At 67.1% G+C, this 26521-nt stretch carries 17 protein-coding genes; 7 read left to right on the forward strand and 10 right to left on the reverse strand.

Annotated features, from left to right (window positions below):
• From cysD to OOT46_RS11735, 5 genes are all read left to right on the forward strand, one after another.
• Nucleotides 1-540 (forward strand): sulfate adenylyltransferase subunit CysD (cysD, locus tag OOT46_RS11715; RefSeq protein ID WP_265403785.1); only part of this gene is annotated, 540 nt, incomplete at its 5' end.
• Nucleotides 540-1859, forward strand: a complete 1320-nt coding sequence (locus OOT46_RS11720; protein ID WP_265403786.1) for a sulfate adenylyltransferase subunit 1 — start codon at nucleotides 540-542, stop codon at nucleotides 1857-1859. The genes cysD and OOT46_RS11720, both read left to right, overlap by 1 nt.
• Nucleotides 1856-2179, forward strand: a complete 324-nt coding sequence (fdxA, locus tag OOT46_RS11725; protein WP_265403787.1) for a ferredoxin FdxA — start codon at nucleotides 1856-1858, stop codon at nucleotides 2177-2179. The genes OOT46_RS11720 and fdxA overlap by 4 nt, the downstream gene beginning before the upstream one ends.
• A gap of 37 nt (nucleotides 2180-2216) precedes the next feature.
• Complete coding sequence (locus OOT46_RS11730; protein WP_265403788.1) at nucleotides 2217-3317, forward strand: NAD(P)/FAD-dependent oxidoreductase; 1101 nt, start codon at nucleotides 2217-2219, stop codon at nucleotides 3315-3317.
• Nucleotides 3318-3484: 167 nt separating this feature from the next.
• Nucleotides 3485-4066 (forward strand): hypothetical protein, encoded by a 582-nt coding sequence (locus OOT46_RS11735; RefSeq protein ID WP_265403789.1) that lies wholly within the window; start codon nucleotides 3485-3487, stop codon nucleotides 4064-4066.
• On the opposite strand, the gene OOT46_RS11740 is transcribed toward OOT46_RS11735, so the two are convergent.
• The 4 genes from OOT46_RS11740 to OOT46_RS11755 all read right to left on the reverse strand — a co-directional run bounded on the left by OOT46_RS11740 (nucleotide 4063) and on the right by OOT46_RS11755 (nucleotide 10682).
• On the reverse strand, nucleotides 4063-5871 hold the full coding sequence (locus OOT46_RS11740; protein WP_265403790.1) for a carbamoyltransferase: 1809 nt from the start codon (nucleotides 5869-5871) through the stop codon (nucleotides 4063-4065). The two genes, OOT46_RS11735 and OOT46_RS11740, sit on opposite strands and share 4 nt — an antisense overlap.
• Nucleotides 5872-5931: 60 nt before the next feature.
• Nucleotides 5932-7191 carry a cupin-like domain-containing protein gene (locus tag OOT46_RS11745; protein WP_265403791.1) on the reverse strand — a complete coding sequence of 420 codons (1260 nt, stop codon included), beginning with the start codon at nucleotides 7189-7191 and terminating at the stop codon, nucleotides 5932-5934.
• A gap of 8 nt (nucleotides 7192-7199) precedes the next feature.
• A complete protein-coding gene (locus tag OOT46_RS11750) occupies nucleotides 7200-9200 on the reverse strand; it encodes a PQQ-binding-like beta-propeller repeat protein (RefSeq protein ID WP_265403792.1) in 2001 nt (666 codons plus the stop codon).
• 102 nt (nucleotides 9201-9302) lie between these two features.
• Complete coding sequence (locus OOT46_RS11755; protein ID WP_265403793.1) at nucleotides 9303-10682, reverse strand: MATE family efflux transporter; 1380 nt, start codon at nucleotides 10680-10682, stop codon at nucleotides 9303-9305.
• Between the two features lie 309 nt (nucleotides 10683-10991).
• Here OOT46_RS11755 and OOT46_RS11760 point away from each other — a divergent pair, with 309 nt between their 5' ends.
• Together OOT46_RS11760 and OOT46_RS11765 are read left to right on the forward strand one after the other, a co-directional pair.
• Nucleotides 10992-11822: a sugar phosphate isomerase/epimerase family protein gene (locus OOT46_RS11760; protein WP_265403794.1), complete on the forward strand. Its 831-nt coding sequence runs from the start codon at nucleotides 10992-10994 to the stop codon at nucleotides 11820-11822.
• The gene (locus OOT46_RS11765) at nucleotides 11819-12718 is read left to right on the forward strand and encodes a shikimate dehydrogenase (protein ID WP_265403795.1); all 900 of its coding nucleotides are present in this window, start codon (nucleotides 11819-11821) and stop codon (nucleotides 12716-12718) included. Before OOT46_RS11760 ends, OOT46_RS11765 begins: the two co-directional genes overlap by 4 nt.
• Here the strand turns inward: OOT46_RS11765 and OOT46_RS11770 are convergent.
• From OOT46_RS11770 to OOT46_RS11795, 6 genes are all read right to left on the reverse strand, one after another.
• Complete coding sequence (locus OOT46_RS11770; protein ID WP_265403796.1) at nucleotides 12715-13722, reverse strand: NADPH:quinone oxidoreductase family protein; 1008 nt, start codon at nucleotides 13720-13722, stop codon at nucleotides 12715-12717. The genes OOT46_RS11765 and OOT46_RS11770 overlap by 4 nt on opposite strands.
• A gap of 32 nt (nucleotides 13723-13754) precedes the next feature.
• Nucleotides 13755-15275, reverse strand: a complete 1521-nt coding sequence (locus tag OOT46_RS11775) for a condensation domain-containing protein (RefSeq protein WP_265403797.1) — start codon at nucleotides 15273-15275, stop codon at nucleotides 13755-13757.
• Nucleotides 15269-16525: a CaiB/BaiF CoA transferase family protein gene (locus OOT46_RS11780; protein ID WP_265403798.1), complete on the reverse strand. Its 1257-nt coding sequence runs from the start codon at nucleotides 16523-16525 to the stop codon at nucleotides 15269-15271. The genes OOT46_RS11775 and OOT46_RS11780 overlap by 7 nt, the downstream gene beginning before the upstream one ends.
• Before the next feature lie 56 nt (nucleotides 16526-16581).
• Complete coding sequence (locus OOT46_RS11785) at nucleotides 16582-18054, reverse strand: beta-ketoacyl synthase N-terminal-like domain-containing protein (protein WP_265403799.1); 1473 nt, start codon at nucleotides 18052-18054, stop codon at nucleotides 16582-16584.
• Between the two features lie 148 nt (nucleotides 18055-18202).
• Entirely contained in the window at nucleotides 18203-19261 is a 1059-nt protein-coding gene (locus OOT46_RS11790) for an NADH:flavin oxidoreductase/NADH oxidase (protein ID WP_265403800.1), read from the reverse strand.
• A gap of 34 nt (nucleotides 19262-19295) precedes the next feature.
• Nucleotides 19296-26519 carry an SDR family NAD(P)-dependent oxidoreductase gene (locus OOT46_RS11795; RefSeq protein ID WP_265403801.1) on the reverse strand — a complete coding sequence of 2408 codons (7224 nt, stop codon included), beginning with the start codon at nucleotides 26517-26519 and terminating at the stop codon, nucleotides 19296-19298.
• Nucleotides 26520-26521: the final 2 nt, after the last annotated feature.

Consider the following 26521-nt stretch of genomic DNA (forward strand, 5'->3'; position numbering starts at 1 on the left):
GGAGCACGCTTCGACGTGCTGATCGGCGGCGCCCGCCGCGACGACGGAAAAAAGCCCGACGCCAAGGAACGCATCTTCTCGCACCGCGACAGCTTCGGCCAATGGCAGCCCAAGGAGCAGCGTCCCGAGCTGTGGACCCTCTTCAACACGCGCATCAAGCCGGGCGAGCACATGCGTGCCTTCCCCATCAGCAACTGGACCGAACTCGACGTCTGGCTCTACATCGCCCGCGAGAACATCCCGCTGCCGCACATCTACTACACGCACCAGCGCGAGGTGATCCGCCGCAAGGGCCTGCTGGTGCCGCTGACCGACGTGACGCCGGTGCAGCCGGGCGAGACGGTCGAGACCGCGCAGGTGCGCTTCCGCACCGTGGGCGACATGACCTGCACCTGCCCGGTGGAGAGCCCGGCCGCAACCCCGGCCGAGATCGTCGCCGAGACGCTCACCGTGACTGTCAGCGAGCGTGGCGCCACGCGCATGGACGACCGCACCTCGGACGCTTCGATGGAGCGCCGCAAGAAAGAAGGATATTTCTGATGTGCACCGCCCCCACCGCCACACCGCAGCGCGACCACCGCGCGCTGCGCTTCCTGACCGCCGGCAGCGTCGACGACGGCAAGAGCACGCTGATCGGCCGCCTGCTGTTCGACAGCCGCGCCATCCTGGCCGACCAGCTCGACACGCTGGAGAAGCGCGCCGCCGGCCAGCCCGTCGATCTGTCGCTGCTGACCGACGGCTTGGAGGCCGAGCGTGAACAGGGCATCACGATCGACGTGGCCTACCGCTACTTCGCCACCAAGACGCGCAAGTTCATCATCGCCGACGCCCCCGGTCACGAGCAGTACACCCGCAACATGGTGACGGCCGCCGCCGGCAGCGATGCCGCCGTGGTGCTGGTCGACATCACCAAGCTCGACACCGCGACCCGCCCGGTCGCGCTGCTGGCGCAGACGCGCCGTCACGCGCTGCTGGCCCACCTGCTGCGCGTGCCCAGCATCGTCTTTGCGGTCAACAAGCTCGACGCCGTCGAGCAGCCGGCGCCGGCCTTCGAAGCGGTGCGCCATGCGCTGCTGGGTTTTGCCGAGCAGGCTGGCCTCGGCGTGGCCGGCATCATCCCGGTCTCGGCGCTGCGCGGCGACAACGTCACCACGGCGCTGAAGGCCAGCTGGTACAGCGGCCCCTCGCTGCTGGAGTTGCTGGAGTCGCTGCCGGCCTCGCAGGAGCGCAGGAACGGCCCGCTGCTGCTGCCCGTCCAATACGTCGCCCGCGAGGGTGAAGGCACCGGCAACCAGCCGCGCACCGTCTGGGGCCGCATTGCGCACGGCAGCGTGCAGCCGGGCGACGCCGTGCAGCTGTTCCCGAGCGGACAGATCGCCACGGTCGCCGAGGTGCGCCGGGCCGGCGAGGTGGTGACCCGGTGCGTCGCCGGCGAATCCGCCGGCATCGTGCTGGACCGCCACCTCGACGTCTCGCGGGGTGACTGGATCGCCTCGCCGCAGTCGATCAAGGAAAGCAGCCGCTTCTCCGCCACGCTGGCCTGGCTGGACACCGAGCCGGCCGTGGTGGGCCGCAAATACTGGGCACGCCATGGCAACCGCTGGGTGCAGGCGCGCATCAGCAGCATCGAGAGCCGCTTGGACATCCACACCCTGCAGGCCACCGAAGCGCACGCGTTGAACGGCAACGACATCGGGCATGTGCTGATCGAAACGCAGCAGCCGCTGCCGGTCGAGTCCTACCAGGACAACGGCGTCGCTGGCGCGCTGATCATGGTCGACGCGGTCAGTCATCGAACCAGCGGTGCCTTGCTGGTGAATTCGCCACTCTCCAACCCTTCAGGACCCGTACCCGTATGAGCCACGTTGTCACCGAAGCCTGCATCCGCTGCAGGTACACCGATTGTGTGGAGGTCTGCCCGGTGGATTGCTTCCGCGAAGGGCCGAACTTCCTGGTCATCGACCCCAACGAGTGCATCGACTGCGCCGTCTGCATACCGGAGTGCCCGGCCAATGCCATCCTCCCGGAAGAGGACGTGCCCGAGGCACAGCGGCACTTCATCCACCTCAACGCAGAACTGGCGGCGCAATGGCCGAGCATCCGCAAACGCAAGGACGCGCTGCCGGATGCCGACGTGTGGAAAGACCGCAGCGACAAGCTCGCTGAGCTGATTCGTTAACCCTTCTCAGGCGGCTGAGCGCTGCCCATTGAACATCATGGAACTACAGCCGAATGAAGAGATCACCAAGACCGCGGCCTCGCACAGCGGCCGCATCGAAACTGACGCCGTCATCGTAGGAGCAGGTCCGGTCGGGCTGTTCCAGGTGTTTGAGCTGGGTCTGCTGGAGATCAAGGCCCACATCATCGACTCGCTCGCCGCCCCCGGCGGCCAGTGTGTCGAGCTTTATCCCGACAAGCCCATCTATGACATCCCGGCCGTGCCGGTGTGCACCGGCCAGGAGCTGACCGACAACCTGCTCAAGCAGATCGAGCCTTTCGGCGCCACCTTCCACCTGGGACAGGAAGTCACCGTGCTGCAGCGGCAGGCCGACGGCCGTTTTCTGATCGAGACCTCCAAAGGCACCACTTTCCTGACCAAGACCGTGTTCATCGCCGGCGGTGTCGGCTCTTTCCAGCCCCGCACGCTGAAGGTCGACGGGCTCGAGAAGCACGAGGACACGCAGGTCTTCTACCGTGTGAAGAGCCCGGCACGCTTCGCTGGCAAGAACCTCGTGATCGTCGGCGGCGGCGACTCCGCGCTGGACTGGACGCTGGCCTTCGCCCAGGACGGGCCACACCGCGCCGAGAGCGTGATCCTGGTTCACCGGCGCGACAGCTTCCGTGCCGCGCCGGCCAGCGTCGCCAGGATGAAGGAGCTGTGCGAGGCCTATGAGATGCAGTTGATCATCGGCGAGATCACCGGTATCGAACAACGGGACCAACGCCTGACCGCCGTGAAGGTCACCGGCAGCGACGGCGTGACGCGGGTCGTGCCGCTGGACATCCTGCTGGTGTTTTTCGGTCTGTCGCCCAAGCTCGGGCCCATCGCCGAGTGGGGCCTGAACCTGGAGCGCAAGCAGCTCGTGGTCGACACCGAGAAGTTCGAAACCAGCACACCCGGCATCTTTGCGGTCGGCGACATCAACAGCTATCCCGGCAAGAAGAAGCTGATCCTGTCGGGCTTCCACGAAGCCGCGCTGGCGGCCTTCGCGGCGGCCAGCCACGTCTTTCCCGACAAGCGCATCCACCTGCAGTACACGACCACCAGTCCCAAGCTGCACAAGGTGCTCGGCGTCGAGACGCCGGTGTTCGACTGAACGTCCGGGTCGCAAGCATCGCGGTGCGATCCCCGCAGGGCTGATCACGGTTTTCGTGCAGGCTGTAATTCGACCGCCTTCCGTCTGGGGCATTCGTGACAATCCTCCCGCTGCAGAGGTACCCTTGTCGGACTTTTTTCTGAAACCTCGGCAAGCGACTGACCATCATGAAATCCGTGACCAGCATTGACAAATACCGTCTTATGGCAAGCCGACTGCAAAAGACGACGAAGCAGTCCTTGACTGAAGATCCGTCGAGTGCAGCGCTTGAAGAGATTGTTCAGAGGTTCAGGCGGATGGGCGAACTGGCGACCGACAGTGAATCGGCCGCACTCAGGCGCCTGGGCGCGTTTTCGCTCACCAAATACCTCGACCTGATCGCTTACGAAGAAGGGCGCGGCAACTGGGCGGAACTGACTCAGCAATTGCGTGAGCAAGATAAAAGCCTGGACGACGCCGAGGACACCGAGCTCTACAAGTTCAACGCCAGCGAGTTCAACTTGAACGTGTGGTGCCCGAGTTATGAAGAGGCAAAAGCCTACCTCGATTCTCATCGTGGCTTTTATCTTCTCCAATACAAAGGCCAGTGTTTTCTGGCCCAGGCACCTCACATCGTCGACCTGGGTCTGGATCCGAAGGACCCGGACTGGGAGAAAATCGGCCGCGATTGGGTCCAGCCCAAGGATCCCGAGGCAAAAACGCGCCTGCGGCAGAAATTGCAGCAGGCGCGCGAACGGGCCGCGAGTTAAGCCACGGCGGCTTGGGGCGTCCGGCTGAGGTCCTCGGTGGAAGGGCTCCTGCCGGCCGCTGCGTCGACATCCGCCAGCGCCCCCAGGGCTCGCTTCTTGAAGATGTAGTTGTCCAGCACGAGCAGGTCGATGCCGCTCGTGAGAAAGATCGCGATCGCGTCTTCGACCGAATGCGCGATGGGCTTGCCCATGACATTGAAGCTGGTGTTGAGCAGGATGGGCACGCCGGTCAGGCCGTGGAAGGCCTTGATCAGCTCATAGTATTTTTCGTTGAGCTCACGCTTGACCGATTGCAGGCGGCCCGTGCCGTCCACATGAACGACACCGGGGACGCGCGCGGCTTGCTCGGGTCGAAAGCGTAGCGCCCGCTCCATGTAGGGCGTGTCGCGATAGTTCTCGAAATATTCGTCGCCGTGTTCGGCCAGGATCGACGGCGCGAAGGGTCGGAATTCTTCGCGGAACTTGACCTTGGCATTGATCAATTCCTTGACGTCGCGCCGCCGCGGGTCCGCGAGGATCGACCGGTTGCCCAGGGCGCGCGGTCCAAACTCGGCACGGCCCTGCACCCAGGCGACGATCCTGCCTTTGCTCAGTTCCTCGGCCACCTGCGTGTACAACTCGGGACCTCCGCCGGTCTTGATCGGCTCCAAGCCGCCGTAGCGCAGCAGCTTGTCCAGCATGTCGGTCGACAGGCGGCTGCCCAGGTAAGGCGATTGCACCTGAGTCCGGGGCGTCCAGGCTTGCGGGTGATCTTGATGGTAGGCCAGCCAGGCCGCACCGACCGAATTGCCGTTGTCCGCCGGAGCGCAAAACACAAAACTGTTCTTGAAGGGGCCTTTGCCAGCCAGTTGACCGACATAGGCCGAATTGAGCGCACAGCCGCCCGACAGCACCAGGTTGTCGGAAAGATTCAAGGCGTGCACATGGCTCAGCAGTTCGTCAACGTACTCGGAGAACACCAGCTGCCCGGTATAGGCCAGATCGGCGAACTCGATGGCCGGCTGGTCCGGCCGGCGCCGCAGCTCGAGCAGTTGCCGGACCGCCGCAGCGCTGTGCCTGCCTTCACGGATCCGCAGGCCGTCGATCCTCAGCAGGCTGCGCAGTAGCCCATAGTAGCGATCGTTCTTGCCGCCGTAGGGCGCTAGGCCCATGACCTTCCATTCTTCGCCGCCGATCGGATCGAAGCCGCACAGTTCACAGAGGAAGCTGTAGAACTGGCCAAAGCTGCCTTCCGAGGGTTTGCGGGAGATGGGCAGGTGCCCGCCATTGCGGAAGTGAAACATCTTGCAGGACGTGGATTCGCCCAGGCCATCGATCACCACGCTGACCGCTTCGGCATAGGGGCTGCTGTAGCAGGCAGCCGCCGAGTGGGTCAGGTGGTGTTCGTATTCACGCCGGATGACCGGGCGCCGCCCGAAGACCCGCTGCAAATGCGCTTCGGTGTTGATGCCGTGGCGTACGTTGGCATAGCTGGCGATGCAGCGCAGCATGTCGTAGTTCTCGGCACCGATTTTCCTCTTGATCAAGCCTTTGAACGGACCGAACGAGAAAAACTGCAGCCGCTTGAAGAAGGCCGAGCGCCAGCTGCTGGCGATGACGAACTCGGCATCGGGTTCGCAGTATTCCTTCAGCAGCTTGGCGATGCGGATGAAGTCGTCGGGCGGACTGCACCAGGCCCGCTTGTTCTGCAGATAACGTTCGGTGTCTTCGGCGAAGACCAGCTGGCCGCGTGAATCGACAATGGCAAGCGAGGGATCATGCGGACTGGTGCCCAGGCCGATGTAGTTGCGCTTCAATGGTTTCACTGTCATGTCCTCTTCGATCGTCTGGATCGCTCCCGGGATGAGCCCCGAATGGCGCGTCCCTCAGTCGGGGTGATGAAACACGCCCTTGCTCAGGTCCGGCGGCTGCAGCCCCCATGCGGCGGCGTTGTAGGCTGAATCAAAGGCCTGGTAGCGACGACCGTGCGAGACTTTTTCGTACCACGGGATCTGCTTTTTGGTGATGTTCTGTTGAATCATCATCCATTGGATGTAGGTGTCCATGTCGACGCTTTGCGGACACAGCGTGGTGGCCAGGTCGTACAGCGGCAGCGGGCTCTGGAAGTCCTTGCCGGGGGTACCGAACCAGCGGTCGGCCACGGCGACGCTGCGCTTGGTGATGTTCTTCACCGAGTGAAACCAGTAATAGGGATTCCACAGCACGTCGCCCGGCCGCAGCACGGTTTCGTAGCGCGGACAGAAGCGGAACAGGGGGCAGCGCTCATGGTCGGTCTCGTCCTGCCAGTGCAGCGCCGTGACCGCATCGCCGGGCAGCAGCAGCGGATACACCAGGTAGAGGAAGGCCGGATCGACCAGGCTCCACTTCTTCATGCCTTCGAGCTGATAGAAGGTGTTGGCGATCTTGCCGAAGTGCGACGGGCTGCCGGCACCGCCGTTCGAGATGAACAGCTGCGAGGAGATCCGCGTCATCCGGGTGTAGTCCGTGAACTTCGCGGAGTAGAGGTTGTCCACCAGTTCCGGATGGTTGACGAACAAGCGGTCGCTGTTGGCCAGGTAGGACTTGCCTTCGAGCAGGTCCGACAAGGGTCCATCGTAGTTCTGGCCGTTGTCGATGCGCATCATCGGCACGATGTCGTCGCCATAGCGGGCCACCAGGGCATCGAGCTGGTACATGCTCGGATCGTGGCCGACATTCTCGATCACCACCGGATGGGGACGCTGCACATAGGTCTCGAAAAACTCGTCAGTGGTGATGCGCTTGAAATCGACGCGCGGCAGCTCCTGGGCAACGGCCACCGGATTCTCGGCGGCCAGGGCCTCGAAGATCTCTTCGCAGTTGGCGATCATCTGCTCGCGCTGGTAGTGGTGGTCCTGCAAGACCGTCCGGGTGAACAGCGTCTGCGCATAACGCCCGCAGGCCGGCACGCACTTGTCGAGGCCGCGCAAGGTCTGCCGGGGCGTGTACTCGGACAGATGCGGATGCCCCAGGATCTGCTTGAGCCGGCCGGGATCGATGGCTTCCCTGGCCTGGCTGAAACGCGTGTTCAGGGCGCGCAGCAGCAGCGACAAGTCGGTCTGGAGCGTGGTAGGGGTCGAGAAAGTCTGCACGGAATGTGTCTCCACGGAGTGGTTCAAGGCAAGCCGTAAGCGACCAGCTTGGCCGGATGGCCGGCACCGCCGACCGGGACGACGATGAACTGCCGGCCGTTGACCTGATAGGTCATCGGCGAGCCGGTCGCGTTGCCGTGTTTCATCGGCAGCTCGAGCCGTTTTTCACCGGTGCGCGGATCCATCGCCCACAGGAACGCGTCATCGTTTTTCAGCCTGAACAAGACGGTCAGCTCGCTGAGCTGCACCGGACTGGGTGCGATGATTCCCTCTTGCACGCCGAACAGCAGGGTGTCGGTGACCAGGAAAAAGCTACGCCGGTCCCAGCCGAGGTCCTTCAGGCCCAGTCCGGCCAGTTCGGGATGGTTCACCGGTCCCCGGCCGACCGGGCGCATCCACAGGTGGTCGCCGCTGTTCAGGTCGATGGCGGTGAGGCGGCCGTAGGGCGGCTTGGTGATGGGCAGGCCGTCCGCCATCGTGAGCATGTCGGAGGAACCCGCCAGGGTGTTCGAAAACCGCCACAGCCGGATGACCGCCGGCTTGGTCACCGAAGGCACGTACAGGATTCCGGTCTTCGGATGGAAGGCCGCACCGGTCCAGCTCCCGCCGCCCACACCGCCCGGCACGGTGAGGGTGCCGCGCTTGCCCAGCGTGGCGGAGCGGTCTTCAACCGGTGGCGTGTAGAGCGGGCCATGGACATAGGGCGCAATGGTGGCCCGCGCGCGCTCGCGCAGCTCGGGCGTGAAATCGATCAGGTCGTTGTCGCTGAGTCCCTGGCGGTCAAAGGGCAAGGGTTTGGTCGGGAACGGCTGCGTGGGTGATGTCTGCTCACCCGGCACGAGCGACTGCGGCACCGGACGCTCCTCGATCGGCCAGATCGGTCGGCCGGTGGCGCGGTCGAACACATACACGAAACCTTGCTTGGTGATCTGCGCCACGGCCTTGACCAGGCGGCCGTGCTGGCGCATCTCGACCAGGTTGGGCGCGGCCGGCGGATCGTAGTCCCACAGGCTGTGGTGCAGCAGCTGGTAGTTCCAGATCAGCTTGCCCGTCCTGGCGTGCACCGCGACCAGACTGTCCGCGAACCAGTTGTGGCCGATCCGGTTGCCCCCGTAGTAATCATTGGTCGGTGTGCTGACCGGCATGTAGACGACGCCGGTCTTGTCGTCGCAGCTCATCGGCGCCCAGACATTGGCGCCTCCCGTCACGGCGCGGGCCTCGGGCGTCCAGGTGTCGGCGCCCTTCTCGCCTTCCTGCGGCACCGTGTGGAAGGTCCAGAGCAGGCGTCCGCTCGCCGCGTCGTATCCACGCACATCGCCGACGGGCATCGGCGTCTGCAGCGGAAAGTCGAGCACGACAGAACCGACCACCACCACGTTGCCGCAGACCAGTGGCGGCGAACTCATGCCGTACAGGGCCTGATTCACGGGGAAGCGCAGCCCCTGCTTGAGGTCGACCACACCGCCCTGACCAAAGCCTGGCTCCAGCTGCCCGGTCTTCGCGTCCAGTGCAATCAGGTTGGCGTTGCCGGTGGCGAAGAAGATGCGCTCTTCCTTGTGTCGCCGCCAGTACGCCACACCGCGTTGGACCAGCCCGATGTTCGGCGGATAAACGTAGTTCCTGCCGTCCGCCGACAGGTAGCTTTTCGGATTGTGGACCCACAAGGTCTGGCCGCTGCTCGCGTCGATGGCCGCGACCTGGCTGAGCGAGGTGCTGACATACAGCTTGCCGTCGACCATCAAGGGCGTGCTTTCGTAGGCATGCGGCCATAGCAGCTTCGTGCCCTCGGCGTTGGCGGCCTCGACGAAGGCGTTGTCCGGCGAGTCCCAGACCCATTTCTCGACCAGAGCGCCGACATTGCCGGCGTGGATCTGGTTGGCCGGGGCGTATTTGCTGGAAGCGTTGCTCGCCGCATAGCTGCGCCACTCGACATCGCGCCGTGCCTGCGCTGGCTGCGCCGATACCATCGTGTGCTGGGCTGCAAGGCACGCGACGATGCCTGCCAGGATTGACTTACGGAACATGGTCTCGCCCTCAGTACCGAGTTGTCGCGCCGCCGGGCCGAACCTCTTGGGGTCCGGCTCCGCCGCCGCCCTTGATGCACCGCCGTTCAGCAGCAACAGCGCTCAGGGGGTGCTCTTGAACTTGTTCTTCCAGTGCCACCACAGAATGGCGCAGCCGATGGCCATGACGATGTCATGTGCCACGGTGATGCCCACCAGCCCCCAGTTCCAGGTGAAGCCCATGAGATAGGCCAGCGGCACGCCGATCACCCAGATCATGACGATGCTCAGCTGCATCGGGAACTTGCTGTCCTGCAATCCGCGCAGCGCGCCGGTGAGGATGTTCCTCACCGCATCGAAAATCTGCCCGATCGCAATCAGCACCAGAAGGACGGCAAGGGTCTGGTAGATGGCCGCGTTCTCCGGACGGTTCTCGATGAAGACGCTGACGAAGGCGTCCGGAGCGAGAGCAAACGCGGCCAGCACGATCAGCGAGTACAGCGCGCCCATCCAGACATAAGCCTGCCCGGTGAGCTTGACTTCACCCAGCCGGCCGGCACCGAAGTGCTTGCTGGTGACCACGGTGACGGCCTGCGAAAGGCCGATGATCGGAATGACGAGCATCAGCAGGTAACGGGTGGCTACCTGCTGGGTGGCGAGCGCCTCGACGCCGAGCCAGCCCACCATGAGGGTGGTGACGAGAAAGGAGAAGATCTCGTTGCCCATCTGCACCGCGATCGGCAGGCCGATGCGCACGATGCTGCCCATGCTCTGCCTGAGCGAGTGGCGCTGCAGTGTGGTCAGCGCGTAAACGCGATGCCCCGGATGCCGCAGGATGAAGCCGGTCAGGACCAGCGCGGCCAGCCAGGCGGTGATGGAGACGGCCCAGGCCCATCCGTTCAGGCCCAAGGCGGGGAACCCGAACTTTCCGAAGATCAACAGATAACTCAGCAAAGTGGACACCAGCAGGCTGAGGACGCTGTAGAGCAACACCACACCCTGCTTGAGCACGCCCAGCAGCACCTGCACGCAGACCGAGATCAAGCCCACCGCCGGCACCGACCAGAGATAGATGTGGAAGTAGCTCGCGCAAGCTTCGATCAGGGCCGCAGGCTGCCCCAGGGCCGTCAGGATCGGCCGCGCGAAGTACAGCAGCAGGATCGTCGGTACGCAGACCAGCAAGGCCACCGAGCAGGCGGCGAGGAACAGCTGGCCCACGCGTTCGAGTTGGCGGCCCTCACCGATGACACGGCCGATCAGAGGACTGAGCGAATAGAGCACACCAAAGATCACCGTCACCAGCGACATCTGCACCGAGTTGATCAGCAGGCCGGCGGCGAACGAGGTTTCGTCCACGCGCGAAAGCATCAGGTTGCTGATGAAACCGCCGGCCATCAGCATGAACTGCGACACCATGATCGGCAACGAGATCTTCAGCGCCTCGCGCAAGCGTCCGTTGAGACTTTGGGTCTCAGCGCTGTTCAGAACACCGTCAACGGGCATCTCGTTCGCCTTTGTGAATCGCAATGGCGACACGTCTGTGAGCGCCTTCGGTTGGAGTGAGTGGGACCGTGGTGATGCAGTGGATGCGTCCCGAGGCCGAGCGGCGGAAATTTAACTGAGCTTGCACCCCTACCCATCTGTGCAGGAGAACAGCTTGACCGCTCGATGCCCCAGTATTAGCCGAAGCTCCCGCTGCTGCAACCGGCTCGACGAAAGCCAATGGGACCTGGACGAGTTGACGGTGTGGCCGATATATTGCGAGCTTGCTCTTGCCCCTTGACTCGTCACCGTCGAACAGGCGCCACGACCATGGACTTTGCTTTCACCCCTGCCTTGGCTCTCGCCCATCTCACCGTGCTGGAGGTCCCCCCTTTGCAGCTGGTGAGCCTGGCCGCCAGCATAGGCTATCGCGCCATCGGCTTGCGCCTTTATCCAGCCTTTGCCGGATCACCCTTCTATGAACTGCCCGCCGGCACCGCAGCTTCGCGGCAGATGCAGCAAAGACTGCGCGATGAGGGCATCCATGTCAATGACGTCGAGTTCATCGGCATCGGTGAGCACTTCGACGCCCGCGAGCTGACGGGGCTGCTCGACGCCGCCAGCGCCTTGGGTGCGCAGCGCCTGAGTGTCTGCGGCGACGATCCCGATGTCTCACGGCTGACCGCGAACTTCGCGAGCCTGTGCGAGCTGGCGGCACCACATGGCATGCGGGTCGAACTGGAGTACATGGCCTGGCGCCAGGTGAAGCGCTTCGAGGATGCGCTGGGTGTGGTGTCAGCCGCGGGCAAGCCCAACGGTGGCGTGCTGATCGACCTGCTGCATCTGGCGCGCACCGGCGGCTCTCCCCGTGATGTACACCGGGCGCCGGCCGGTGCTATCCGCTGTGTTCAGTTGTGCGACGCCGCTGCAGCGGCGCCCCTGACGCCAGAGGCGCTGCTGCAGGAGGCCCGCTCCGGTCGCCTGCCACCCGGCCGAGGCGGCCTGCCCTTGCGAGAATTTCTGGCCGAACTGCCTGAAGGGACAGCCCTTTCCCTGGAAGTGCCCAGCGACGGCTCATCGAGCCCGGAGGCCCATGCACGCGATGTTTTTCAGGCGACCCAGGAGGTGTTCGCCTCGATGCGCACGACGGGGGACGCATGACGCTGCTCGCCTCACAGCCGTCGTCTTCAGCGCCTGCGACTGAGACCGCCCCGGCCTATCGGCTGGGCTTGATCGGGGCCGGCATCTCTCAATCGAGGTCACCGGCGCTGCATGAAACCGAGGCGGCCGCGCAAGGCATTTCCTGCCGCTATGAACTGATCGACCTCGATCAGCGCGGGGTCGGCGTCGAGGGCCTGGCGGATGTCCTCGGCGAGGTAGAAGGCCAGGGCTTTTCAGGCGTCAACATCACGCTGCCTTGCAAGCAGGCGGTGATTCCGCTGCTGCACGAGCTCAGCCCCGAGGCCCAGGTCATCGGCGCGGTGAACACGGTGCGCTTGGACGCGGGTCGGCGTATCGGCTACAACACCGATGCACGCGGATTCGCCAGCAGCTTTCGCCACGGCTTGCCCGGGGTGGCGCTGCAGCACGTGCTGCAGTTCGGTGCCGGCGGCGCGGGTGCCGCAACCGCCTTCGCACTGCTCGAACTCGGCGTGCGCGAGCTGACGATCGTCGATGTCACGCATGAGCGCGCCCAGGCCTTGGCTGACACGCTGGCGTCGCGCTTTGCCGGTCAGACGGTGCGCGCGGTCCAAGCGGCCGACACGGCGGCTGCCTCGGCCGACGGCATCGTCAACTCGACGCCCCTGGGCACGCGCAAATACCCGGGATCGGCCATGCCGCTGCACTGGCTGCGTCCCGAGATGTGGGTCGCCGAGGTGGTCTACGCTCCGCTGGAGACGGTCCTGCTGGGCGCCGCGCGGGCGATGGGCTGCCGCACCCTCAGCGGCGCCAGCATGCTGGTGTTCCAGGCCGCCGGGGCCTTTGAGCTGTTCACCGGCCGGGCGGCTCAGCCCGACCGCATGATGCAGCACTTCAGGCAGCTGTCTGACGCCTAGGACGCCCCCATCGTGACGACGATCTTGCCGACGGCGCGGCGCTCGGCCAGCCGTGCCAGCGCCTCGGCGCTGCGCTCGAGCGGGAATCGTTCAGAGATGAGGGGCTTGATCTTTCCGTCGCGATAGAACGTCAGCAGCGCCTGGACGTTGTCGCGATGCGCCGCGGACTCGTCGCGGGTGAAAGGCCCCCACAAGACGCCAATCAGCTGGCAGGCCTTGAGCAGCACGAGGTTGAGCGGGATCTTCGGGATCCCGGCCGTGAAGCCGATCACCAGGTAGCGACCACCCTGCGCAATGACGCGCAAGGCGGGTTCGGCGTAGTCCCCGCCGACGGGGTCGCAGATGACGTTCGCGCCCCCTGGAGGACATGCCGCCTTCAGCTGGTCTTTGAAGGCCCGGGCCGCGTCGCGGTCGAGCGGGCCGCGCGGGCAGACCACACCCGCGTCGGCGCCGCGGCGACGTGCGACCTCGAGCTTCTCTGGCGTTGAGGCAACCGCCACCACCTGCGCACCCAGCGCCTTGCCGAGCTCCACCGCCGCGAGGCCGACGCCGCCGGCCGCGCCCAGCACCAGCAAGCAGTCATCCGGCCGCAGGCGCGCCAGGTTCTTCAGACCGTAAAGGGCCGTGGCATAGGTGAGCAGCAGGCCTGACGCCTCGTCCAGCGGCAGCTCGGGAGGAGCGATATGGCAGTCGTCGGCCGGGAGCAGGACTTTCTCAGCCAGGCCCCCCCGGTTGCCGGTGGCGCCGAAGACACGCTGCCCGAGCTGCAGCCCGGTGACCCCCGGGCCTATCGCGTCGATGAGGCCGGCGATTTCGGATCCCGGCACGAAGGGCCTGGGCGGCCGGTCCTGGTATCGGTCTTCGATGATGAGGACATCCGGGTAGTTGATCGCACAGGAGGCCACCCGCACCCGCACTTGACCGGGGCCGGGGACCGGCTCGGGCACGTCGTTCAGGCTGAGGGTCGAGGGGCCGCCGGGGCGGGTGCTCAAGATGGCTTTCATGGGGTCCTCATGGGGTCGTTGGGCTCGCGGACTCAGCGCAACAGACGTTCCGAGATCACGCTGAAAAAGGTGTCGAGCAGCGCGTCCTGCTCGGCGGCTTGGAGCAGTTCGTCATTGAGCTCCAGCGAGCCCTGAAGGCTGTCGCCGTAGTCGATCAGCCGCAGGTAGATCGACGGCAGCAGGATCGGCCACGGCTCTCCGGGCCCGCGTGTCACAGGGGGCGGCCAGGGGTCGTCGCCGCGGGCCTCTGGCGCAGGATCCGGGGCGCCAGAGGCCGCTGGCAGGCGCACCGAGAACATGTTGATCGTCGCGGCGATATGGCGTGGATCCTCGATGCCCTGCCCTCCTGCACGCAGCGGATGCCGGAGCAAGGTCGGCACGCGTAGCGTGAGTGCGCTGTGGTACTCGATCTCGTTGGCCTTGAGCATCTCGACGAAGTCGCCATCACGCGGCGCCGAGATTTCGACGGCATCGCTGCACACCATGTAGCCCACGATACGCGCCAGCTCCGGCGAGGTGCGCAGGTCCCCGACACAGCGGATCGGGAAGCGGTCGACGCCGGACCAGCGTGCCAAGGCCAGGCCGAAGGCCGTGAGCAGCACATTGAAAAGCGAGGTGTGCTGGCTGACGGCATAGGCGTTGATCTTGCCCAGCACCCTGGACGTGAACGAGAACCTGCGGTCGATCTTCAGACCGGGACGCCACTCCAGCGTCTTGCGGCTGAGGGGCGCCACCAGGGCGGACTGGCTGCGCAGCCACCGCGCCCAGTAGTCGATCAGCGGCTGGCGTTCGGGACTGTCCATCCAGGCCCGCTCCCAGGCCGCATAGTCGGTGAACTGCAGCGCCGCCGGCAGGGAGGCCGGCGTTGCGTCATTCGACAACAGCGCCTCCAGGTCGGCGAGGATCAGCAGCAAGGAGGCCGCGTCGACAATGATGTGATGGAAAACGAACACCAGCAGGACGTCGTTCGGCGAGATGACGAACACCTTGGCGCGCAACAGCCAGGGGCCGTCGAGCGGCAGCTGCTGCTCCGAGTAGGCTGTCGCGCGCGCCTTCAGCTCGTCTTCCAGACCGGCCGGCGGCACGACCGCGCCCAGTTCCTCAACGTCGACCACAAAGGCTTCCGGCGCATTCAGCGCAATCCGCAGCTGGCCGTCCTCTTCCCGGAATGAGGACCGCAGCGTGTCGTGGCGTACCAGCAGCTGGTGGATGGTTTCCTTGAGGCGCGCCACGCTGATGCCGCGGTACATCTTGATCAGCGGCAGGCGCTCCTGATTGAGCTGCCGTGGCGGCCTGCCATACCAGGTCCACCACAGCTCTTGCAGCAGCGACGGCTGCACCGGCGCCGACCTGGGCAGCGTGATCGGTCCGCGCAGGCGTGCCGACTGAGCCGCCAGGTAGGCGATGAGCTCCGCGCGGCGTGTGGCGAGCTGGTCGCGGTCCAGCGGCGTCAGCGCCCCTTTGGGAGCCCGATAGGCCAGCTCGCCCTTCGACAGCGACAGCGTGATGCCCCGGGCCTGCAGGTTTGAAAGCAATCGGGGAATGGTCAGCATGCGGGCTCGGGCTCCGGCTCTGTGACGGTGGTGAGGGCGGCCGGCTCCGCATACAGAACGCCGTCGCGTTCCATCGCGCCGATCTCGGCAGACGAGTAGCCCAGCTGGGAGGCGATCTCGCGGTTGTGTTGTCCCAGCAGCGGCGCCACGCCCAAGGCCTGGGCCTCCACGTCGGAGAACTTGAAGGGCACGTTGGGCAGCGTGATCCGGCCGAGCACCGGATGGTCTTGCTCGATCAGCATGCCGCGCGACTGGATGTGCGGATCGGCCAGCGCCTGTTCGATGTTCTGCACCCGGGCGCCGGGCACCCCGGCCTGGTCCAGCGCCGCCAGGCACTCTTCCACGCTGCGGTTGCGCGTCCAGGCCTCGACCAGGGCCACCGCTTCTTCAGCGTGTGCGTTGCGGCTGGCGGCGTTGCCGAAACGCGCGTCGCTGGCCAGGCGCTCGCCGCCGATCAGATCGGCCAGCCGCTTCCAGATGTCGTCGACTTGCGCCGCGATCACCAGGCAGCCGTCCCGGGCGGGAAAGACGCCATAGACGGTCGATTGAGGCAGGTAGTGGCCGCTGCGCTGCACGACGTCCTTGCCGCCGCTCAGCGTGTAGCACTGAGCCGCGTAGTCGTGCATCGAGAGCATGCAGTCGTACAGCGAGATGTCGATGTGCTGGCCGCGACCCGTGGCATGCCGGCCGACGAGGGCCGCACAGATCGCCGCCACGCCGTGCGCCCCGGCGTACATGTCGGCGATCGGCATGCGGAACAGTGGCGGCATCTCGCCGGGCCGGCCGATCAGGTCCATCGCGCCGCTTTTGGCTTCTGCGATCAGGCCGAAGCCCGCGCGCTTCGAGTCGACGCCGGTCTGGCCGTAGGCCGACACCGAGCAGTACACGAGCTCGGGCTGCAGCGCCGACAGCTCTGCATAACCGAGGCCCAGCTTCTGCAAGGTGCCAGGACGGTAGTTCTCGACCAGCACGTCGGATTCGCGCACCAGCTTTTTCATCAGCTCCAGGCCGCGCGGATCCTTGAGGTCGAGGCACAAGCCCTTCTTCCCCATGTTCTGCTGCAGAAAGTAGCCGCTCTGCCCTTTGATGAAATAGGGATGGGCTCGCCCCGCGTCGCCCGAGGTGGGACGCTCGACTTTGATGACGTCGGCCCCCAGCGCCGCCAGGCAGCGTGAGACATAGGGGCCGGCCAGAAAGTGGCTGTAATCGACGACACGGATACCACGGAGGAGTTGGGGCTGTTTTGACACGGGAAGTCCTTCATCTGGGAACACGCAGGCAGGAGAAGAAGCAGGCTTTGGGGGGCTTAGAGGATGATTCCCTCCTCATAGTCCAGCTCGGCTCCTGCGGCATCGAGCGATGGCGCCAGGAAAGCAATTTTTTCGCCCATCCTGGCCAGGGTGGGCGTTTCGTACAGGGTGCTCAAGGGCAGATCCACTTGCAGGGCATCTCGCACCCGTGAGATCAAGTGCATGCCCAGTTGGGAGTCGCCGCCGAGTTCGAAGAAGTTCTGGTGCCGGCCGATGCGGTCGAGCCCGAGCAGGTCGCACCAGATCGCCGTGAGCGCACTTTCCACCGCCTGCGGGGACGCCCTGGTCGCCTGTGGCGCCGCCGGGTCTGCCTCCAGCCATTGCCGCTCGGACGGCGACAGCAGGAAGGGATACAGCGGCAAGGGCAGCTTGCGCAGCCGCTGGCCGGCGCGCAGCGCTGCCCAGTCGACCCGTCCGCCCTGGACCCAGTACAAGGCCACGCTCTCGAGGTCGCCGTCGCTCAGCAAGGCCTGCACCATCGCATCGCCGGCGCTGCCCGACAGCAGGCTGCGTACCGGGGCGCTGTGGCGCAGGTCGCCCTGATAGAGGGTGACGGGCGCCCCCGATGGTGCAAGAACCATCGCTTTGCGCACCCCGGTGGTGACGACCTCGGGCTGAGCCAGTGTTGGTTCGAGGCTGTACGCCAGATCCTCGAGGCTGTTCACGACCAGGGCCAGCCGGCAGTTCATCTCTTCGCGACAGGACTGCAGCGTGTAGGCCAGGTCGCCCAGCGAGGCCACCTTGGCGCCAGAGGGAAGGCGCCGGAGGTGCTGCAGCAGCCGACGCACCAGCAGGCGCAAAGCGACCGGCGTGTTGGCCGACAGCACGAGGATCTCGGGCCGGCACGCGGGTGCCGCAGCGCCTGTCACCGACGGGGGACCGGGGTCGGGACTCAGCCGTGCCCCGGTGCTGGCGTCGAGCACCGCCAACACGCTGTCGCCGTCGGCGAGCGCCCGCGACCAGGGTTTCAGCAGCACGGCCCCCAGACCGTGCGCCGGCTGGAAGAAGCCGCTGCGTGGCGGGTCGTCGACCGGGAGGGGCTGCGGCGCGTCGCCAATGCCGGCAGCGACGGCCAGCTTGCAGCGCCCCTCCAGCAGGCTGCGTCCGGCCAGGCAAAGCGTGCTGAGTGCGGCCGCGCTGTCGACGGCCACGCGCGGGCCGCTCCACTGGAAATGTTGCGCCACCAGCTCGGCCATGTCGGCCTGCAGGGGCGGCGCTGCTGCCGTCGCGCCGGCGATGCCCTCGAACAAGCCCTGCCAGGGGCCGACGAAAACACCGACGTCGCTGGCGTACTGCTGCTTCAGGCTGTCGCGGGTCTGACCGGCCGCTTCAAGGAGGTGCCAGGTGGTTTCCAGGAACGACCGGGCCAGCGGATCGAGGGCGGCGTGCAAGCCGGACGAGGCTGCGAAAAACTGTGGGTCGAAAGGCTCGGCCGGGTGCGCGAATGGCTCCGCATCGGCAGTGTCCATCAAAGGGTTCCACAGGGCCACGGTGTCGTCTGAAAGCCAATAGCGCCCCGACACGCCAATGATGGCGAGGCGATCCTCGCTGCCGCCGGCAGCGTGCGGTGTTGAATCGGACCTAAGCATGCTGTTTCCTCACGACGGGATGGCGCTTTCACCAGGCGCGCAGGTATTGCTCGGGGACGGGGATCTTGATGTCCAGCTCGGCCGCGGCACGCCGCGGGAAATACGGATCGCGCAGCGATTCGCGGGCCAGCAGGACCAGGTCGGCATCGCCGCGCCTGAGGATGTCGTCGGCCTGGCGGCCGGAGGTGATGAGGCCCACCGCGCCCGTGGCCACCCCGGCCTCGCGCCGGATGCGTGCGGCAAAGGGCACCTGGTACTCCGGGCCGACGGGCACTTTGGCGTGGGCGATGTTGAGACCCGAGGAGGTGTCGATCAGGTCCACGCTGTCCTCCTTGAGCCAGCGCGCGAGCGTGACGCATTCATCGATGTCCCATCCACCGGGCGCCCAGTCGGTGGCCGACAGGCGCACCAGCAGCGGCCGCGGAAGCGGCCATTGCTGGCGGACCGCGGCGACCACGCTGCGCAGCAGGCGGGCGCGGTTCTCGAGCGAGCCGCCGTAGCGGTCGTCACGGCAGTTGGACAGCGGCGAGAGGAACTCATGAAACAGGTAGCCATGGGCCGCATGGATCTCCAGCACGCTGAAACCTGCCGCCGCAGCCCGGCCTGCCGCCGCGGCGAAGTCGCTGATGACTTGTTCGATCCCCGCTTCATCGAGGGCGCGCGGCAGGTTGTAGCCGCTGTCGTAGGCCAGGGCGCTGGGGGCGCTGGGCGTCCAGCCGCCGGCCTCGACGGACAGCGGGCGGCCCCCGCGCCAGGGCAGATCGGTGCTGGCCTTGCGCCCGGCGTGGGCCAGCTGAAGGGCGGGCTCGGCGCCTTGTGCACGCACGAAGGCGGCGATACGCCCCCAGGCCGCCTGCTGCGCCTCGTTCCACAAGCCGGTACAGCCATGCGTGATGCGCCCTTCGGGACACACCGCGGTGGCTTCTGCGATCACCAGCCCGGCACCGCCGATGGCGCGGCTGCCCAGGTGCACCAGATGCCAGTCGCCCGGCAGCCCGTCCTGGGCCGAGTACAGGCACATCGGCGAGATGGCGATGCGGTTGCGCAAGGTGACGTTGCCAAGCTGAAGGGGCGAAAAAAGTGACATGAACAGGGTCCTTGGAAAAATGCGTCCAACAGCCTCAATGCCCGGCGCCTTCGCTGACGGGCAGCGGCGGCTGCACCGCGCTGCCCGCAACGCTGCCGGAGAGCCAGTAGCGCGAGCGCGCAAAGGGATAGGTGGGCAAGGCCAGGTGCTGCACCGCCTGCCCGCGCCGAAGATCCTCCCAGGGCACCGTGCCGCCCTGCACCCAGTGCAGCATCAGCTTCTCCAGCTGAGCCTCGGCCACCAGCACCTGTGCCATCGCGGCGCCTGCCTTGCCGGACAGCAGGTTGCGGATCTCCAGCTGCTCCTGCAGGTTGCCCCGGTGCATCAGCACGGGTGGCTCGCCCGCGGCGGGTCCGGCCGGCGTCCTCAGGAACTGGCGCAAGCCAAGCCGCAACTCGTCGAGGTCGCCCACGAGCAAGGCGAGGCGGCAATCCATGGCCTCCCTGCCGGTCTGCAGGGTGTGGGCGATATTGGCCAGCGTGGGCCAACGCCGGTCGGGCCCCGGGACGCCGGCCTGGATCTGATCGAGGTAGACCAGCAGGCGCCGCGCGACCGCCTCCAGCTGCCCGTCCGTGGGCGCCGACAGCACCACGATTTCGGAGCACGGCGCGGCGGGCGCCGCCACATCCGCCTCGCTGGGTGCGACGCTGAACTCCTCGATGATCAGGTGGGCGTTCGCGCCTCCGGCGCCAAACGAGCTGACGGTGGCGCGGCGCGGCTGTTCGCCTCGCGACGGCCAGGGCGTGCAGCGCTCCAGCAGGTGGAACGGCGTCTGTGCCAGATCGATGTTCGGGTTGCGCGGCTCGGCCTTGATGGAAGGCACCAGCGTGCGGTGCTGCAGCTGCAGGATGACCTTGGTCAGCTGGGCGATGCCGGAGGCCGCTTCGGGATGGCCGATGTTGGACTTGACCGTACCGATCGGACACGTCGCCCGGCTCACGCCCGCCTGGGCGAATACCTGGCTCAAGGCCCGCAGTTCGGTGGCGTCGCCGAGGCTCGCCCCGTTGGCGGCCGCCTCGACATAGCTGATGCTGGCCGGGTCGATCCCGGCCTTGCGGAAGTTGTCCTCGATCAATTGCACCTGTGCATCGGCGTTGGGCGCGAAGAAGCCGGTGGAACGGCCGCCATGGTTGATGGACGAGGCCTTGATCACCGCCAGGATGCGGTCGCCGTCCTGACGCGCCCGGGCCAGCGGCTTGAGCAGCACCGCCCCCACCCCCTCGGCCGGCAGGAAGCCGTCGCCGTCGCTGAAGCTGCGGCTGTCCGGATGGCTGCCGACGATCTGCGCCTGGCTCAGCCCGACGTATTTGTCCGGGTGCAGGGTGAGGTTGACGCCGCCGGCGATCGCCAGCTCGCAATCGCCGTCGAGCAAGCCCTGGCAGGCCAGGTGCACCGCCGTGAGCGAGGAGGAGCACATCGTGTCCACCGCGACGCTGGGGCCGCGCAGATCGAAGAAGTACGAGACCCGGTGCGCGATGGCGTTGTAGGAGGACAGCGCCGTGGCGGCCCGTTCGGCGTCGTCGCCGGCAAAGGCCCCATACAACTGGTACATCGCACCGACAAACACGCCGACCTTCGAGCGGTAGGCCTGGCGCAGGTGCTCGCGGGTATACGCGGCATCCTCCATCAGATGCCACACGGTCTCCAGGAACAGGCGCTCTTTCGGGTCGACGAAAGCGGCCATGCGCGGCGAGATGTTGAAAAACGCGGGATCGAACTGATCCACCCCCTCGATGAAACCGCCCCAGGCGCTATAGCTTTTGCCCGGCGTGTTCTTGCGGCGGTCGAAATACACCTCATGGTCCCAGCGATCGGCCGGGACCGGCGTGATGGCGTCGCGGCCCTGGCAGAGGTTGTCCCAGAAGGTCTGCAGGTCCGGCGCGCCGGGATAGCGGCCCGAGATGCCGACGATCGCGATGTCGCGGTCCTGAGGCGCGCCCACCGGGACTGCGGCGCGCGCGGTGGCCGGCTGCGCGGCCGGAGTCGGCAGCGCGGGCCGGGCCGCTTCGAGGGCGACCGTGCGATCCGCCCGGTCGGCCGGGGAAGCCGACGGCTGTGCGGCCACTGCGCCTTGTCCGACGACCTGCTCGAACAGGAAGTCCGTCAGCGCGGCCAGGGTGGGATGGTCGTGCAGCAGGGTCGACGCCAGGCTGCAATCGAGGTCTTTTTCCAGGCGCTGGCGCAGGTCGATGCCCAGCAGCGAATCCAGCCCGAGATCGAACAGGCTGGCGCGGTCGTCCAGCGTGCCGGAGCGCTGCAGCAACTCGGTGATCACCTGGTTCAGGTAGTGCTGCACCAGCGTACGCCGGGCCTGGCCCGCCACGCGACCGAGGCTCGCCAGCACGTCGTGGCCGCGCTCCCGGTTGTCGGAGCACGCCGGGGCAGCTGCCGGCCGCACCGGCGCCTGCGTGTCGTGCGCCAAGTCGCTGAGCAAGCGGCGCAGGTAGGGCATTTTTCCGTCGTCACCGCCCGCGGCCTCCAGGCGCAGCGGCAGCAGCGCGAGCTGCGCCTGCGAGCTGGCGAAGAGGCGCGCGATGACCTGCGCCCCCTGCTCGGGTCGGATGAAGCCCAGCAAGGCGTCTTGACGCCCCCGCGGGTGGTGCTCCTGGCCGGCCGCCATGCCGATCTGCGACCAGCCGCCCCAGTTGATCGACAGGCCGGGCGCGCCGATGCCGCGCAGGTACCAGGCAAAGCTGTCCAGGAAGGCATTCGCGGCCGCATAGTTGGCCTGCCCGGGATTGCCGAGCAAGGCCGCCGCCGATGAATAGAGGATGAAAAAGTCCAGCGGCTGCCCGCGCACCGCCCGGTACAGATTCAGCGTGCCCGTCACCTTGGGGGCGAAGACGCTCAGGTAGCGCTCCCAGGTCTGCTGGGCCATCACACCGTCGGCCAGCACACCCGCCGAATGCACCACCCCCTTGAGCGGCGGCAGGCTCTGCAGCAACTCGGCCAGCCGGGACGTGAAGGCGGCCGTGTCGGCGATGTCGGCCTGCAAGGGATGGATGTGCGCGCCGGCCGCACGGATCTCGTCCAGCACCGGATGCTCGCCATGCCGGTCGGCATGGCGGCCCGTCAGCACGAGGTGGCGCGCGCCCTGGCGCACCAGCTGGCGCGCGGTTTCCAGGCCGAGCGCGCCGAATCCGCCCGTGATGAGGTAGCTGGCCGACGGGTCGATGCCGACCGCACGGTCGGCCCGCAGCGTGCCGGCTTGCAGGCGCGCCAGCAGGCGCCGGCCATTCCGCAGCGCGAACTGGCCTTCTTCGCGGTCCCGCAGCGTGCGCGCCAGCCGTACCGACTCGGCCCTGTCGTCGACGCTGCCCGGGTCCAGATCCACCAGACGGGCCTGCAGGCCGTTTTCGTTGACGAAGCTGGTGACATGGCCCCACAGCAGGGACGCCAGCGGCTGGGTGACGGCGGCATCGCCGGCCGGTTGGCTGCCGCGGGTCAGAAAACTCAGGTCCAGGCCGCGTCGGCGTGGTTGCAGGACAGCCTGGCACAGCCACAGCGGGTACTTGGCACAACGGTCCAGCAGCGGTGTGGGGTCGTCGCTGCCCGCGGGGTCGAATTTGGCCAGTGACCAGCCATAGATCACGGCATCCACCGGACCTGCGTTGGCTTCGGCCACCTCGAAGATGCCCTCCATGTCGGCCGGCGAAGCGAGCGAGATCTTCAGGCGTCCCGGCCTGGCCGGGTCGTCCAGGCACACCACCGTCACGCGATCGCCCTGCGAGAGCAGGTGGGCTTCAAGGGCGTCGCAGGCAGCCCGCTGGTCCGACAGCAGCAACCAGTGAACCGGTGTGGTGGCGGGCCGATCCGCGGCCGCGGCATCGAAGCGTTCATCGGGCACCCAGCGCTTCTCGTAGAACCAGTCCGCCGGGTCCTCGGCGGGGCGCGCGGCCGGCGCCAGGTAGCGTGTGGTCTCGAAACGATCGATGCTCATCACGCACTCGCCCTGCGTGTCGAGCACGGTGAGCGCGGCGCAGCTGGCACGCGGACCGCCGGCCGGCCCGGCCGGCTCGATGGGGCTGACTTCCACCAGGCAGCGCAGGATGTCCGGCAGCGGCTTGTACAGGCGGATGCCCTTGATCTGCGACGGCACGAACACGCCGCTGTCCGCCTGCGGCCCGGAGGCCGCGGCGATCGCCTGCAGGCAGGCATCCAGCAGGATGGGATGGGCCAGGTAGCCGGCCAGGGACTGATCGACACTGGGCGGCAGCGCGATCTTCGCCAGAGCGTGCCCAGGGCCGCTGGACAACTCGAAGATGCCCTGGAAGTCGGCGCCGTAGTTCAAGCCGGACCGTGCCAAGGTCTGGTAGTACCGGCGCACCGCCATGCTGGTGTCGCACAGCGTCTGATAGGCGGCCAGGGTGGCGGCCGGCTGGGGCGCTTGCGACAGTGTCTTCAGCCGGGCTTTCGCATGCTGCTGCCAGGCGCCGCCCGCGCCGGCCCTGCTGTGCACCTCCACCACCCCTTCGGCCGGACGCAGATGGCAGTAGACCTCGACCGGTTCGATGCCGGGAACACATTTGTGCAGCAACTGCAATTCTTCGATCAGCAGCGGCTGGCCCGGCCAGCAGCAGCGGCCGGCTGCCAGGATGAGGTCGATGTAGACGCTGGCCGGCACCACCGGTTCGCCGAGCACCCGATGCGCCGCCAGGTACGGCAGGCTCGTCAGCGACAGCTCGCCGGAGAAATTGCGCGCCCCTGAGGGGCAGGCGAACATCGAGGTCAGGATGGGGTGATCGACCGGCTCGCCGCCCTGCCCGGCCACGGCGGCGCCGCGCCGCGCGGGGCGCGTCAGGCCCGGCTGTCCGACCGTGGACGGCAAGCTCGCGTCAAAGGAATAGCCCCAGTCGGTCCAGACCCGTTCGCGCTGGAAGGGATAGCCGGGCAGGCCGATGCGGCGCACCGGCTGGTCCTCGAAGACCCGCTCCCAATCCGGTGTCAGGCCGGCCATGTAGCACTGCGCCAACAGACTTTCCAGCGGCCGCCGGGTATCGCGGTTGGTGTCGCCGTGCACCCAGCGGAACACCCGGTCGTGCGGCTCGCCGCTCAATTGCAGCCCCAGGCCCTGGGCCAGCTCGATGCGGGCAAAGCCACCGGCGCCCGCGCCCGCGGCGAAGTCCTTCAGCAGTGCCGTGTCGTCCGTGACCGCCGGCACAGGCGCCCGCCCCTGCCACCCCGCCGGCAGCGCGGCCCCGGGCGCCAGGGTGCTGACGAACTCACAGCGGCTTCGGCCCAGCGGCACGGCCGCGGGCACCGCGCCGGTGACTAGGAGCTCCAGCAACTGCTCCTCGGTCAGCAGGCCGGCGACCGCCGCGGCGACATATTCACCAAAGCCGAAACCGGCGACACGACGCGGGCTGAGACCGACATGCAGGAGCAGTTGGGCGAGCGCCCAGCGGTGCACCGCATGCGGCAGCACCTGCTCGGTGCTTGCGCCGCCCTCCAGCAGACGCAGGAACTCGGCCAGACCGTCGGGATGACGCGGCTCCAGGCAGGCGTAGGCCCGTGCCACCGCGGCGCGGTAGAACACGCGGCCGTGGTAGAGGCGGCGCGCCAGCGTCCAGTCCACATCGGTCTGGCCACCGATGATCCACAGGCTGGGAAACGCGGTGGCCGCCGGCATCGCCGGGTCGCCACCGGCCACCTCGACGAACTCTTCGAGGCAGCTTCGAAGGTCGTCCAGGCGGTCCACGGTGAAGGCGATGCGGCACGCGCCCTCGCCTCGCCCGGTGGCCGCGGTGCGGCACAGGGCCGGCAGGTCGATCGCGCCCTCGCGCTCGAGCAGCTGCAGGTAGCGGCCGGCGTATTCGACCAGCGCGGCACTCGATGCCGCGGCCAGGCGGAACAGCCCGACGGGCTGCCCCGGCTCGGCAGACGCCGGCTCGTCCTGGTACGACTCCAGGATCACATGGGCGTTGGTGCCGCTGAAGCCGAAGGAGCTCACGCCGGCCAGCACCCGGCCGCTGTCCGCCAGCCCGGCCGGCTCGGCGGCGATGCGCAGCCGCTGCTGGTCCACCTTGATCTGCGGGTTGATCTCGCGGAAATGCAGGTTCTTCGGCACCTGCCGGTGGCGCACCACCTGCATGGCCTTGTGCAGACCGCCGATACCGGCGGCGGACTCCATGTGGCCGAGGTTGGACTTCAGCGCGCCCACCCACAAGGGCTTGCGCTCCTGGCAGCCCTCGATGTAGCTGGCCTGGATGGCACGCACTTCGATCGGATCGCCGAGCGCGGTGCCGGTGCCGTGGCATTCCACGAAGTCCACCTCGGCAGGCGCCACCCCGGCGTCGGCCAGGGCGGCGGCGATGACACGCCGCTGTGCCTGGCCGCTGGGCGCCGTCAAGCCCTGGCTGCGGCCGTCATGATTGACAGCCGAACCGCGGATCAGCGCCTGGATGCGGTCGCCGTCGCGGCGCGCGTCGCTCAGCCGCTTCAGCAACACCAGGCCGCAGCCTTCCGAGCGCACATAGCCGTCGGCGCCGGCGTCGAAGGTCTGGCAGCGGCCGCTGCGCGACAGCATCTGCGAACGGCAGGCCACCACGGTGCCCTGCGGCGACAGGATCAGGTTGACCCCGCCGGCCAGCGCCGCGTCGCACTCGCCGCGGCGCAGCGCCTGCACCGCCAGGTGCACGCTCACCAGGGACGACGAGCAGGCGGTGTCGAGCGCCAGCGCCGGGCCTTCGAGGCCGAAGGTGAAGGCCAGCCGGCCGGCGGCGCAGCTCTTGGCGATGCCGGCGCCGATGTAGTAGTTGGCCGCCGCCAGCGGCCCCTGCAGCTGGCCGTAGTCGTCGCTCATGATGCCCACATAGACGCCGGTGCGGCTGCCCGCGTAACTCTCGACCGCATGGCCGGCGTCTTCGATGGTTTCCCAGACCATCTCCATCAGCAGCCGGTGCTGCGGATCGATGTGCCGGGCCTCGTCGAGCTTCAGTCCGAAGTGGGCGGGATCGAAACGGTCGATGCCGTCCAGCAGGCCCATCGCGTCGCTGTAGATGCTGCCCGGCTGATGCGGGTCGTCGCTCAGGAAGCGCTGCATCGGCCAGCGCTGATCGCTCATGCGCTCGATGCAGTCGCGGCCTTCGGACAGCGCTTGCCACAACTGCTGCGTCGAGCCGATGCCGCCGGGGTAGCGGCAGGCCGCGCCGACGATCGCGATCGGTTCGCTGCGTTCGTGCTCCAGCTTGCGGTTGACCTCCCTCAAGCGCTTGATCTCGCTCACGCTCTTGCTGAGCAGCTGTTGGATATCTTGCATGG

It is taken from the genome of Aquabacterium sp. A7-Y, assembly GCF_026153205.1.
Classification (GTDB): Bacteria; Pseudomonadota; Gammaproteobacteria; order Burkholderiales; family Burkholderiaceae_C; genus Caldimonas.